This is a genomic window from Ruminococcus sp. AF37-20 (genome assembly GCF_003460465.1).
GTDB classification, from domain to species: Bacteria; Bacillota; Clostridia; order Oscillospirales; family Ruminococcaceae; genus Hominimerdicola; species Hominimerdicola aceti.
In genome coordinates, this window is sequence record NZ_QTVE01000020.1 from 13220 (window position 1) to 25874 (window position 12655).

The following is a 12655-nucleotide window of genomic DNA, read 5'->3' on the forward strand; positions in this document are numbered from 1 at the left end:
AACCCATGGCAGTGCATTTGTCTATTGACAAATAATATAAACTTACAAGGCGGTATTATAATGTTTCACACAGTTTCACATTATTTTTCTGTGGACTCACGTTCTTCCAGCTCGAAATCAAGCGTCAGCGTTCTTGGTATAGAGCTTTCTCGCTTTAGAGAATTGAGCAGCATTTGTGCCGCTTCTATGCCTGCGGTGCGATAATGAAAATGCACAGATGTCAGGGGAGTGGACGTGACATTACAAAGCTGAGAGTCGCCAATACCTGCTATCAGTATATCCTCCGGTACTTTCAATCCCTGCTCACGGCAGGCAAGGAGCGCGCCTGCGGCAAGATTGTCGGTGGCACAGAAAATGTGGTCGTACCTTCTGCCACTTCTCAGTAATGTCAAAGCTTTTTTGTAGCCTGAGTCCATTTTAAATTCAGCCGTTTGCATATCAGACTTTTCAATGTTGATGCCGTTATCAGAAAGGGCGTGGAGAAACCCGTCTTTTCTTGCCTGACCTGCCGCCTTGTCCTGCTCGGTAACACCGATAAAAGCGGGCTTTTTGCAGCCTTTGTCAAGCATAAGCTTCTCTGCGGTATAGGCGGCTTTGTAATCGTCATGACAAACGCAGTTTGCACCCTTGTATTCCTGTCCCACAATTACCACCGGCACACGCATTTTTTTCAGCACAGCATCATGGAGCGGAGTGAAAACAGAAGCCAAAAAGATAACTCCGTCAACACGATTGCTTCGGAAAAGCTCCAGATATTCCACTTCTTTCTTTGGGTCGTTGGCAGAGTTCACAAGCAAAAGCTGATAGCCCTGCTCACTGAGTACCTGACTTATTCCCTCCACCTCTCTTGCACAGCTCTCGCTTGAAAGCTTCGGTATAATAACTCCCACAAGCTTTGTCACCCTTGTTCTCACGTTCTGCGCCTGAACGCTTGGGGCATAGCCTGTGGCTTCTATGGCGGCTTCAATAAGCCTGCGCTTTTCTTCGCTCACATAGCCGTCGTTGAAATATCTGCTCACAGCAGATTTTGATACTCCTGCGGCTTTTGCAAATTCGGTAATGTTCATTTCTCGTCACTCCTTTTATTTTATTATACCACAGCACTATGAAAAATCAATGTGGTTTCATATGAATATTTCATATATAATGTGAAACTGTTTCAACTAAAAAAAACTGCCGCACCCAATCGGTACAGCAGTTATGAAAATCTATTTCACTATGGCATGAAGCTTCCATTTTCCGCCCTTGTATCTTAAAAGGCTCACCATAGCGGTCACAAACCACGTTGCGGCGGTGGTGTACCATATGCCCCAATAGCCTATGAAAGCTATCCTTGTGAGGATAAGTGAAAGACCTATCCTGCATATTACCTCCGCCATGCCGTTTACAAGTGCATAGTTTGTGTCGCCTGCGCCGTTCAAAAAGCCCCTTGTGGTGTGGATAATACCCAGCGACCAGTAGAAAAGTGAGGTTATGATAAGCGCTTTTGCCGATATGCTTATAACAGTCTTGCCCTTGACAAACCAAGATGTTATCGCTCCACCGAACAGTGTGAACAGCACAAGCACCACTGCCGAGAATATCACCGATATTTTTATTGCACAAGCAAGACCTTTCTGCGCACGTTTTTCTTTTCCTGCACCGATATTCTGTCCTGTGAATGTTGAAACCGCCGCATTAAGTGAAGAAAAAGGCTGTTGAACGAACTGTTCGATACGCATTGAAACTGTGTATGCCGCCATGACCGTTTCGCCAAAGCCGTTTGTCACACGCTGGAGAGCCACCATTGATACCGAGATAAGTCCGTTTTGTATGGCGATAGGCACGCCTGTTTTCACACAGCGGCTCATCATGTCCTTGTCGGCGTGCAGATCGTCGGCGGTGAGCTTTATCTCTCCGCTCACTGCAAAGCAGTACACAATACAAGAAATGGCGGAAAGTGCCTGTGTAAGTACTGTCGCCCATGCCGCACCTGCTATGCCAAATTTGAATACCACCACGAAAAGCAGGTCAAGGAGGGCGTTTAGCAAGCTTGCTGCACCTAAGAATATCAGCGGTGTTTTTGAGTCGCCCAAAGCCCTCATTATGGCGTTTATCCAGTTGTATGCTGCCACCGCTATCGTTCCGCCGCAGGCTATCTGCATATACGCCGCAGAATCTCCGATAAGCTTGTCAGGAACTTTCAAAAGCTCCAGTATAGGTCTTGCGGCAGGCACGGATAAAAGGCTTATTACAATGCCGAATATAGCCGTAACAAGCGCCGAATTGAACACTGCCGACCGCAGGGCTTTTTTCTTGCCTGCACCGAAATACTGTGCGACAATTATTCCTGCACCCACCGACAGCCCTATGCAAAGGGTGTAAAAAAGATAAGTGATAGAGCCTGTAGCACCAACAGCGGCAAGGGCGTCATCGCCAAGATAACGCCCCACCACCATAGTGTCCACTATATTGTATGTCTGCTGCAAAAGATTTCCTGCAAGCAGTGGCAGTGAAAACATTATTATGTGCCGCATTTCACTGCCTTGTGTCATGTCTGTTGTTCTGCTTATTTTAGTCATTATTTTCCTTACGCTTCTTTCTCACTATGCCGTATATTACCGCACCAACTGCCGCAGCAGCGCAAACGCCTGCGCCTACGGCTATAGGAAGCTTGCTTTTGCCTGACTTAGTGCTTTCAGATTTCGCAGGCTTTTCTTGCTCAAATGGTATATTTCCGCCTGTTATCTGCATAGCGTCAATTGTATATTTACCTGATTTTATGGTTACCTTTGCGGTGTGAGCGCCCTCAGACAAGCCTTCAAAATGACATGATATCTCACGCTGACCTGTCCTTGAAACTGTCACAAGCTGTTCATCGCCTCCGTCTATTGATACCCCAAGTATAGCGTTTTCTCTTGTTTCACCTGAAAGCGCAAAGCCTGTTCCCTCAAAGCTTACTGTGAAGGAGTCGCCTTCTGCGCCTTTTGATGAGGTGCGTTTGTAATTTTTGAAACTGCTCATAAGGTTGTGTTCCCAGTTGCCCTCAAAAGTGAAGCAAGAGTCTGTTTCATCATAGCGTGTCACATATGTGTCACTGCCCTCTACAGGTTCAGCAGAGAAGTTGTCAAAGCTGTTTTTGTTGTATGAGCTGAAAAGTGCCGCTCTGCCTGCGCTGATAAGGGATTCGCCCTCGTTCACAGTGTATTCAGCCACCATGTTTTCGTCAATATATCCACGGATAACGTTGTTTACAACCTCGACTTTAAGCTTGTGAGAAGCAGTGCCGTCAAAGCCGTCTATGCTTCCGCTGCTAAGAGTGCTGTCATTTGCTTTAAGCTCCCAGCTTCCGTTCTCATAAAGCTTTATCCAATAGCCACTGTATGAATTGCAGCCAAGCGTGTATCTCAGACCAACACCCACATAGTTTGATCCTGCGTCCTGCGAAGCCGCAAAAGCAGCGTCAACGTTCACAGAGTAGTTATACCACCTGTCGTCACCAAATGTAGTCACAGGTTCTGGGGTGTAGCCCCACTCGTTGGCTTTCATGTCAGCCGTTATCTGCTGAACTAGCATATTGCCCTTGTCGGTCTTTTCCACCTCGAAAGCACCGCCCTGATCTGTTGTGTATCTTGGCGCATTGCCCCTTGATGAAAGATAATTCTCAGGATAGCCTGCATACTCAAAATCGTCCGTATATGGAAGCTTCAAAATAGTGCGTTCGCTCTCGTCAGCGTTTTTGTATTCTGTGCGCTTAGGCGTAACAGTAGAAATTGTCACAATAGAATTTGGCTTCACTGTCACAGAGTATGTATAAGCTCCGACGTTCTCTGTAGGGGTTATATCCTCAGTTTTCTTGAAATAATTATCATCATAGCTGCCACCAATGCTGTCAGGACCTCTTGTTTCCCATACGCTCACGTTGCTTGACGCCTTGTCAAGTCCTGATACCTTGAGGTCATACTGTATAGGCTCGCTTGTAGTGTTTGTGATAACAGTGCTGTAATCGCCTGTTTCTGTGTCTGTGGCGGTCATATAGCTGTAAACTGCGTCGACGATAGCGTGGCCGTCACCGCCTTTTTTGCCGTCGCTGTAGCAGCCGCTGTCAACAAACGCCCAGCCTTTTTCAATGAACTGCGAAAAATGCAGAGACATATAAAATCCGCTGTCAAGCATATAATAACCGCTCCAAGGGTCGCAGGCTGAGATAAGCTGTTTCTGACAGTAGCAAGCGCCGTCATAGTATGCCGATACAACAGGCTGATACTCATATAGTGTCATTTTGCCGTTTGGATACATTCCGATTATTCTGTTTGCAATATCAAGGGTGCCGTTTATGCCTGTCAGACCTGAGCCGTCATATCTGTATGTGCCCTGAGCATATGCCATTGGCGAGCTTGCTTCGCTGAACCAAAGCTCTTTGTTTTCTTCATATGCAAGCTTCTGTGCGTTCTCGGTGGACTCGCTTGTGTAATGGCTTCCCACCACGTCAACAACGTTCATAAGTTCGCTGTCCTCATACATTCTGTCAGCAAAGCCCCATGTGCAGACCTCTTCTCCACCGACTATCTTTATCTTTGAGTAGTCATAAGGGGTGCCTTTTTCACTTTTGAGATGTGAGGAAAGATATTTTACCCATTCAGGGTCAGCACCACGTTCGTTCTGTACTGCACTTACATAGTCAAATTCAAGTCCATATGTTTCATAAGCGGCGTCAAGGGTGCTTTTATACCATTTGTATCTTGCGGCATAAACGTCTGAAGCGTCAGATACCCACTTTGGTTCGCTCCACCAAAGCATATCCAATGTGAGGTCAGGATTTATCTTCTTTGCGTCAGCGGCAAGCTGGTATGCCGCACCTCTTGTGACGTCAGCCTTTTCGTCCTCTGTTCTCATTACAGACGGTTCTGTGCCTGATGATGAGTTTATATCCGCACCCATTTCCAACTTAAGGTGAGTAATGCCGATACCCTCTTTGCCAAACATATACTCCATTATCTGTTTATATGCCTCAGGGTGTTCAGCCTTGTAATCCAACAGAAGCCTTGATGAGTTGTTTGCGCTCACCATGCCTGCACCCCTGTAGCGCATATTTTCTTTGAGCTGAGCCGTAGTTCCGTCAATAACTATCTCTCTTGTATTATTTGTATTGCTATCGTTCACCGTTGTTCCCTCCGCACTGCAATTGTAAGCGCCTGCGCTAGATATCATCATGACCAATGCTGACACCATTGACGCACTCCTTTTTAGTATCGTCATAAATTATCCTCCTTGCATAAAGCATGGCTTCTTGTTTTCTTATGACAATTATAAGCTTAAAGGAGTGTATGGTCAATCTGAAATATTTTGCATATTATTAAGATACGAACATTTTGCTTTGAAATATGCTAAGAAAATTCTAATAAAGCTTAAAATATTATTACAAACCTGTTCCTCTTGAACGACGGTATTCTCTTGGCGAAACGCCCTCCAGCTTTTTAAAAACGATGCTGAAATAGTTTCTGTCCTCATAGCCCACCTGCTTGCCTATGTCGCCTATGTCAGAGTCGGTGTTAAGAAGCAGAGATTTTGCCTGAGAGATACGTCGTTTTGCAATATATTCAAGGGGACGCATTGAAGTTTCTGCTTTAAAAACACGGCAAAAATGTTGTACTGACACCCCCGAAAGTCCTGCAAGTGTTTCTGCGGTAATATCCTCCATGTATCGGCTGTCAATATACAAAAGTGCCTGCCTTGTAATGCTTCCCACGTTGTTTCGGCTGTCAGGGAAAAGCATTGCAGTCCTCATGGCAAGGATATATTCATACACAAGTGCGGAAGTTTTTTCGCCACAATTCACAGGGTCGGCAGCGGCAACTAAAATTCGCTCAAAAAGCTGAGCAGGTTTTTGGGTGTTTATCTCAGGGGAGAATCTAAAGCTGTCAAAGCCAAGGTTTGCAAGCATTTGCCCCGCAAATTCACCACGGAAAACTATCCAGTTTGTTATCCAATTCCCATTTGCAGGATAATATTCATGCGGAACGCTAGGGGGCAGATAAAATGCCGAGCCTTTTGTCTGCACAAATTCTTCTCCCCCGACAATTAGTCTGCCCTCGCCCCCTGAGGTAAAAAGAAGCTGATGTGAAACAAGCCCTTTGTCCCTTGTGACGTGAAATTCAGGGTCGGAAATGCCTATTCCGGTGAGATAAAAGGGCAGGGTAGTCTGCCTGCCGATAACAGGATATATGACCTTTGTCACTGCCGCACCTCCTTTTCAAAGTGTAGTTTCATGGTAAATTATATATCCACAAGTGCGATTTGTCAATAGTTCGGTGCTTGACTACGGGTAAACATTGTGCTAAACTTTTATACACAGCGTTTTTCGACACAGCGAACGCCCGAAAGGCAGATGAACATTTTGGAAAAAAATCACGATAGAAAAGCATTCAAAGCCCTGATACAGACTAAAGGGTCAGCATTTTCGCTGACCCTTTTGCTTTGTCCTGCTATTTAATTCTCCGAAACATCAATAACAACATACTCAGACTTGCAGTAATATTATGCTTGCTAACATTTTTAACTGTTTCGCTGTTGAAAAAAGCGACAATAAGTTGTATAATTATCATATAGCAGAATGGAGGAAAGCAATATGTATGAAATGAAACGCACTGTAAATTGCAGCCAGATAGGTTCGCATGGCATAATAAGAAATAGTTGCCTTGTTGACCTTTTGCAGGATTGCTCTGTTATCCACCTTGACACTCACCCTGTTATGTCGCCTTTTTTTGAGAAAGAAAACTGCGTCATGTTTCTTGTGTCAAGACAGCTTGATATCGTCCGCAGACCTGAGCAGAACGAAAAGCTCACCGTCAAAACATGGACCTATGAGCTAAAAAGAATGTATGGCTACAGAAACACAGTTATATATAACGAAAACGGTTATATCTGCGTGAAGTCTATAGCTTCTGGCGCTTTCATGGACAAGACCTCTCAGCGGCCTATAAAAGTTCCACAGGAGCTTGTTGATAGGGTGAAGCTCTATCCAAAGCTTGATATGGAGTATCTTCCAAGAAAGATAGCCCTGCCTGATACTGAGCCACAGGTGTATGAGGATATCCCGGTGCTGAAATGCTATATCGACATGAACGAACACGTCAATAATGCGAGATATCTTGACATAACAGACGAGTTTGTGGAAAACGAGTCTGCTGTGAAGCGTATCCGTGTGGAATATAAAAATCCCTTGAAGCGTGGTAAAGCAATAAAGGCTCTTGTTTATACCGATGAGGGCAGAAAATTTGTGGAGCTTTGCGATGAAAATAATAAGCCATATTGCATTACTGAGTATGATTATAGGTCATAATGCACAAATCGAAACTCGCAATAAGCTGACTTTGTTGTATAAAACGCAGAAAGCATATTAATCCTATTGACATAGTAGGAATAAAGTGATATAGTATAACCATAGCAAACATAAGCGGTACAGAAAACCGCATAAAATAATTTTCATATCGGAGGTAGATTAAAATGTCAAAGATCTATAAGGGCGTTTCGGAGCTTATCGGAAAAACTCCAATAATCGAAGCAGTTAATTTTGAAAAGGCAGTAGAGGCTGACGCAACTATCCTTGCAAAGCTTGAATATTTCAACCCGGCAGGAAGCGTTAAGGACAGAGTTGCACTTGCAATGATCGAGGAAGCTGAGAAGAAGGGCGTTCTCAAAAAGGGTGCAACTATTATAGAGCCTACATCAGGAAACACAGGTATCGGTCTTGCGGCTGTGGGCGTATCAAAGGGCTACAAAGTAATTCTTACAATGCCTGAAACAATGAGTATCGAAAGAAGAAATCTTCTTAAGGCATATGGCGCTCGGATAGTTCTCACAGAAGGCGCAAAGGGCATGACAGGTGCTATCAAGAAGGCTGACGAGCTTAAGGGCGAGATCGAGAACTCAGTTATTCTCGGTCAGTTCGTAAACCCGGCAAACCCAGCCGCTCACTTTGCAACAACAGGTCCTGAGATCTGGGAAGATACAGACGGCAAGGTAGACATCTTTATTGCAGGCGTTGGCACAGGCGGAACAGTAACAGGCGTTGGTCAGTATCTCAAGTCTAAGAACCCTGACGTTAAGATAGTTGCAGTAGAGCCTGCAACTTCACCTGTTCTTTCACAGGGCAAATCAGGTCCACACAAAATTCAGGGTATCGGCGCAGGCTTTGTTCCTGACGTCCTCGATACAAAGGTTTATGACGAGATCCTCCCTATCGAGAATGAGGACGCTTTCAAGACAGGCAACAAGTTCGCTAAAACAGAGGGTATCCTCGTTGGTATTTCATCAGGTGCAGCACTTAAAGCAGCCGAGATACTTTCAAAGAGACCCGAGAACAAGGGCAAGACTATTGTTGCACTTCTCCCTGATACAGGTGAGAGATATCTTTCAACAGCACTTTTCGAGAACTGATTTCTCAAACATATAAAATCGGAAAAGGGCAGACAGTCAGGCAAGCTGACGTGTGACCCAATGAACAAGCTTTCTTCGATCAAATCCGATATAAAAAGCCGCAGGGCATACAGTTTTTACGCTGTATGCCCTGCGGCTTTTATTAAAGAATCCCCTTATAAGCTTTAACCCATTATGTTATTATCAGAATGATCAGGCTCATACTCATAATCTATTCCGAGAGCATCTGAGAATGCCTTTGAAAGCTTGTCGTAATCAATGCCGAGTGCATTGTCTGTGTCATAAGAATTATCCGAATCGTCATCATCTGCCGAGTTTACAGAAATTCCAAAGCAAACCTTGTCCCCTGCGTCAATAACAGGCGTGGAAGAGATGTTGTAATCGTCAATGTAAAAGTTTGATATTATGTTTGTGACCTGCTCCGCAACAGCAGTGCTGCCTGCACCATCCGGTACGTCCAGTGACATATATACAGTTTTTTCTTTGTCTGACATTGCTTCCTTTATGCGCTCTGGTATATCATAAACGCTGTCAAGCTTCTTGGCATTCTTGCATATGTAGCAATCGTCAGTGGCAGTGCATTCAGGGAAGTCCTCTTTGTTCCAAGGATAAGAGCCGTCGTCCTTTGCAGTGTCAGGTACGTTGAAGTATGCGTAGTCAGGAGCTTCATTGCCGCCGTCAAATGTCACATCAAGGTGATACCATTTGCCATCTATCTTCACAACGTTCCAAGCGTGTTCGCCGTTTTCTGTTGAGTGTATTATCTTGCTGTCGATACCCAGAACGTCAAAAAACAGCTTTATTGTTGTTGCGTTTCCTACACAGATAGTAGAGTGGTCATGAAAAAATCCGTAAGGATTGTATGACTCGTCATCTTCACTTTCATCAGATATCGCCACAAGAGAATCGTCATTAAAGTGGGTTTGAGAGAACACATAATCATAAACAGCCTTTTCCTTGTCATATTCGCTCATGCCGTCTTTGATTATCTCACCTACAGCCTTTTTAAGCTCTTTGAGTATGTATTTGTCTTTATCGTCAGTAAGCTTTGAATCGTCACCCGACTTGTAAGCTTCAACCACTGCCGTATCATCATAGATAGGGTGTATCTCACCGTTTACGTTGCCGTCACCGTCTGCGGGATCAAATATATCCTCACCCAGAATGTTAGAAAGAGTTTTTTCCAGCTTTTCAAGCTTGTCGCTAAGCTCTTTTATCTTCTCGCTGTCGCTGCTTTCTGATTGTGATGATGTGCTTTTAGCAATTTTAGTATCAGAACTGCTTTTATCTTTTGCACAGCCTGTCATACCCGCTGTAAGGCAGGTCAGACAAAGTGCAAGGGTAAGTATTTTTTTCGCTGTTGTCATTTTCTTTCCTCCGTTTTTTAATTTATCATGTCTGTTATCTCGTCAGATATTTCGTCAGCATTGTCAGAGATAACAAGCACCCAGTAATCTCCGGCCTGAAATATCTTTGCCGCCTGTATTTTCTTTGTTTCTTCAGGCTTGTAGTTTTCATATTGATTAAGTCTGTAGCTCAGCCTGTCTGAAAGCTGGCTTTTTGCACTGCTTCCGTCAGCCATTTTGAGCATTGATATCTCGTCAGCATAATTGCCGTCAGAAGAGTAAAGTATTCCTCCGTCGCTGAGCTTGTCGGCTTCTATACCATAAAGCTTTTCGGTATTCTTTGTGAAGCTGTCCTCACCGTAAAAAGTCGAAGCGTCCATGTGGTCGCCCTCTATTGCCGAAAGGATATCCTTTGCAGTTTTACCGCTGTCTGCCGTAGATGTAACAGCACTTTCGGAAGCCTCAGACGAAATGGCGTTGTCTGCTCCGCATGATGTCATTGAAAGCGTGGTAAGAACTGTAAGTGCAGATGTTATCACGCAAAGTATTCTAAGAAACATATCTTTCCCCTTTCTCTGTCAGCCTTTCCTGACGACTTAAATTATAGCACTTTTGCAAGCTGTTTTCAATGGATTTAAGAAATTCATAAGAAAAAATACCATAAAAATATCCGCCCTGTAAAAAGGCGGATATTTTACTATGTTATTACCAAGGCTTAACAGTGCCGACTATCTCAGAGATGTTGTTTATACCGTTGTCTTCGCAGAATTTCTGCATACCCTCGGCTATCTTCACAGGTGCATAAGGGTCAGCAAATATTGCCGCACCTACCTGAACAGCACCTGCGCCTGCCATCATCATTTCAATGGCGTCTTCCCATGTGGCGATACCGCCCATGCCCATAACAGGTATTTTAACAGCGTTTGCAACCTGCCATACCATTCTTACGGCAACAGGGAACACCGCAGGACCGGAAAGTCCGCCCACGTTGTTTTTAAGTATCGGACGGCGTGTCTTTATGTCGATACGCATACCAAGAAGCGTGTTTATAAGGGAAACAGCGTCAGCACCGTTTGCCTCAACAGACTTTGCAATGTCCACAATGCTTGTAACGTTCGGTGAAAGCTTTACCATAAGAGGCTTTTCCGTAACGTCCTTTACAGCCTTTGTGACCGCACCTGCAACGTTGCAGTCAGTGCCGAAAGCCGCTCCGCCCTGCTTTACGTTCGGGCAGGATATGTTAAGCTCTATCATGTCAACAGCCGTGCCGTTGAGCTTTTCTGCAAGCTCTGCACATTCTTCAATAGTTGAGCCTGCTATGTTTGCTATTATCCTTGTGTCTTTTGTTACAAGGTTTGGAAGCTCGTAGTTTATGAACTTGTCAACGCCGCCGTTTTGAAGTCCAACAGAATTGAGCATACCGCTTGGAGTTTCCGCAACTCTCGGACCGGGGTTGCCCTCACGGCGGTGAAGCGTAGTGCCTTTTACGGATATTCCGCCCAGCTTTGAAAGTGGATAGAACTGCTCGTATTCTCTGCCGTAGCCGAACGTGCCACTTGCAGGGATAACAGGGTTTTTGAACTCAACTCCGCAGAAATTCACATTTATCCTATTCATCAAACACTACCTCCTCGCTGTCGAATACAGGGCCGTCCTTGCAGACGTGAGAATTGAACTCCTGACCGTCCTTGACAGTGCGGCATACGCATACAAGACACGCACCCACGCCGCAAGCCATTCTCTGCTCAAGAGATACCTGACAGTAAATGCCGTTTTCTTCACATATCTTTGTGATATTTTTCAGCATTATCATTGGACCGCAGGCATAAACGATATCAGGCTTTTCGCTTTTAAGCACGTCAAGAAGTGCGTCAGTCACAAAGCCCTTTCTTCCTGCCGAGCCGTCGTCAGTGCAAAGCTTGACGTCACAGCCCATGGCCTTGAAGTCCTCCTGCAAAATGACCGCCGCAGCGTTTCTGAAACCGCTTATAGCAGTGGCGTTCTCGCCGTATTCCTTTGCAATGCCCACCATTGGAGGCGTGCCGATGCCGCCGCCGATACAGACAGCTTTTTTGCCCTTTTCAAGCACCTTGAAGCCGTTACCCAGCGGAGCAATAATGTCAACAAGGTCGCCCTTGTTAAGCTCGCTTATCTTGTCAGTGCCGTGACCTCTTACCTCAAAAACAAGGCGGATAGTACCCTTGTCCTTGTTGATATCGCAAATAGAGATAGGTCTGCGGAGGAAAAAGCCCTCTGCCTGCACCTGTGCAAACTGTCCTGCCTTTGCCGCCTTTGCAATGTGCGGACAGCATATCTCAATGTCAAAAATTCCTTTTGCAAGGGTCTTTTTTGAAACTATTGGGTATTTACCCTGCTTGTACATTAAAAATCCTCCCTGTATTAGTTCTTTACTTCATTCGGAGCGTTCACCGCATCAAAAACGAGAGTGACCGAGTTATCATTATCAGTATAAGTAAGCTTTAGCGTGTAAGAGTCAGCAAAATAGCCTATCTCCTGCCTTTTGGACATATTCTCCCAACCGGCAGGCGGCGCAAAATCCACTCCGCTGTCGTCAACAAAGATAAGATCAAGATCGTCGCCGTCCATTTCGATAGTGCCTTTTAAGCAGGGATTGCCTGCTTCTGCGTCATACATGAGATAGTTGCCGTCTGAACGGATAATAAGGCTGAGATAGCCCGAATAAAGCTCGCTGTTGTCAAGGGGCGTTTCTTGGCATTTCCACTCGCCTACGATACATCTTGGAAAATCGCTTTGCTCCTGCTGACTTTCCGTCAAAGAGCTTGTATCCTCGTTCTTTGCGCAGGAGCATAAAAGCAATGCTCCCACCGTCGCTGTAAACAATATAACGCCCTTTGCTGTCATACTCAGTC

Annotated in this window: 11 protein-coding genes; 2 read left to right on the forward strand and 9 right to left on the reverse strand. The window is 45.0% G+C overall.

What is annotated here, in order from left to right; translation table 11 throughout:
* Nucleotides 1-80 precede the first annotated feature (80 nt).
* From DW015_RS10935 to DW015_RS10950, 4 genes are all read right to left on the reverse strand, one after another.
* Nucleotides 81-1067, reverse strand: a complete 987-nt coding sequence (locus DW015_RS10935; protein WP_117905660.1) for a LacI family DNA-binding transcriptional regulator — start codon at nt 1065-1067, stop codon at nt 81-83.
* Nucleotides 1068-1208: 141 nt separating this feature from the next.
* The gene (locus DW015_RS10940) at nt 1209-2561 is read right to left on the reverse strand and encodes an MATE family efflux transporter (protein ID WP_117905661.1); all 1353 of its coding nucleotides are present in this window, start codon (nt 2559-2561) and stop codon (nt 1209-1211) included.
* Nucleotides 2554-5238 (reverse strand): glycosyl hydrolase family 59, encoded by a 2685-nt coding sequence (locus tag DW015_RS10945; RefSeq protein ID WP_117905662.1) that lies wholly within the window; start codon nt 5236-5238, stop codon nt 2554-2556. The genes DW015_RS10940 and DW015_RS10945 overlap by 8 nt, the downstream gene beginning before the upstream one ends.
* Before the next feature lie 160 nt (nt 5239-5398).
* Entirely contained in the window at nt 5399-6217 is an 819-nt protein-coding gene (locus DW015_RS10950) for an AraC family transcriptional regulator (RefSeq protein ID WP_117905663.1), read from the reverse strand.
* 390 nt (nt 6218-6607) lie between these two features.
* Here DW015_RS10950 and DW015_RS10955 point away from each other — a divergent pair, with 390 nt between their 5' ends.
* Both DW015_RS10955 and cysK read left to right on the forward strand, forming a co-directional pair.
* Nucleotides 6608-7321, forward strand: a complete 714-nt coding sequence (locus DW015_RS10955) for an acyl-ACP thioesterase domain-containing protein (protein WP_117905664.1) — start codon at nt 6608-6610, stop codon at nt 7319-7321.
* A gap of 164 nt (nt 7322-7485) precedes the next feature.
* Complete coding sequence (cysK, locus tag DW015_RS10960; RefSeq protein ID WP_117905665.1) at nt 7486-8418, forward strand: cysteine synthase A; 933 nt, start codon at nt 7486-7488, stop codon at nt 8416-8418.
* 164 nt (nt 8419-8582) lie between these two features.
* Here the strand turns inward: cysK and DW015_RS10965 are convergent, their stop codons facing one another.
* The 5 genes from DW015_RS10965 to DW015_RS10985 all read right to left on the reverse strand — a co-directional run bounded on the left by DW015_RS10965 (nt 8583) and on the right by DW015_RS10985 (nt 12647).
* Nucleotides 8583-9785, reverse strand: coding sequence for a transglutaminase domain-containing protein (locus DW015_RS10965; protein ID WP_117905666.1), 1203 nt, complete (start codon nt 9783-9785; stop codon nt 8583-8585).
* Between the two features lie 17 nt (nt 9786-9802).
* On the reverse strand, nt 9803-10324 hold the full coding sequence (locus tag DW015_RS10970; protein ID WP_117905667.1) for a DUF4358 domain-containing protein: 522 nt from the start codon (nt 10322-10324) through the stop codon (nt 9803-9805).
* 145 nt (nt 10325-10469) lie between these two features.
* Nucleotides 10470-11381, reverse strand: coding sequence for a dihydroorotate dehydrogenase (locus tag DW015_RS10975; protein ID WP_038671065.1), 912 nt, complete (start codon nt 11379-11381; stop codon nt 10470-10472).
* Entirely contained in the window at nt 11374-12147 is a 774-nt protein-coding gene (locus DW015_RS10980; protein WP_117905668.1) for a dihydroorotate dehydrogenase electron transfer subunit, read from the reverse strand. The genes DW015_RS10975 and DW015_RS10980 overlap by 8 nt, the downstream gene beginning before the upstream one ends.
* Before the next feature lie 17 nt (nt 12148-12164).
* Nucleotides 12165-12647 (reverse strand): hypothetical protein, encoded by a 483-nt coding sequence (locus DW015_RS10985; protein ID WP_117905669.1) that lies wholly within the window; start codon nt 12645-12647, stop codon nt 12165-12167.
* Between the last annotated feature and the right edge of the window lie 8 nt (nt 12648-12655).

Excerpts from the sequence above, each read along its gene's own strand:
- DW015_RS10940 (WP_117905661.1), bottom strand. The coding sequence starts at position 2,561 with ATGACTAAAATAAGCAGAACAACAGACATGACACAAGGCAGTGAAATG.
- DW015_RS10980 (WP_117905668.1), bottom strand. The coding sequence starts at position 12,147 with ATGTACAAGCAGGGTAAATACCCAATAGTTTCAAAAAAGACCCTTGCA.
- DW015_RS10985 (WP_117905669.1), bottom strand. The coding sequence starts at position 12,647 with ATGACAGCAAAGGGCGTTATATTGTTTACAGCGACGGTGGGAGCATTG.
- cysK (WP_117905665.1), top strand. The coding sequence starts at position 7,486 with ATGTCAAAGATCTATAAGGGCGTTTCGGAGCTTATCGGAAAAACTCCA.
- DW015_RS10955 (WP_117905664.1), top strand. The coding sequence starts at position 6,608 with ATGTATGAAATGAAACGCACTGTAAATTGCAGCCAGATAGGTTCGCAT.
- DW015_RS10970 (WP_117905667.1), bottom strand. The coding sequence starts at position 10,324 with ATGTTTCTTAGAATACTTTGCGTGATAACATCTGCACTTACAGTTCTT.
- DW015_RS10965 (WP_117905666.1), bottom strand. The coding sequence starts at position 9,785 with ATGACAACAGCGAAAAAAATACTTACCCTTGCACTTTGTCTGACCTGC.
- DW015_RS10975 (WP_038671065.1), bottom strand. The coding sequence starts at position 11,381 with ATGAATAGGATAAATGTGAATTTCTGCGGAGTTGAGTTCAAAAACCCT.
- DW015_RS10935 (WP_117905660.1), bottom strand. The coding sequence starts at position 1,067 with ATGAACATTACCGAATTTGCAAAAGCCGCAGGAGTATCAAAATCTGCT.
- DW015_RS10945 (WP_117905662.1), bottom strand. The coding sequence starts at position 5,238 with ATGACGATACTAAAAAGGAGTGCGTCAATGGTGTCAGCATTGGTCATG.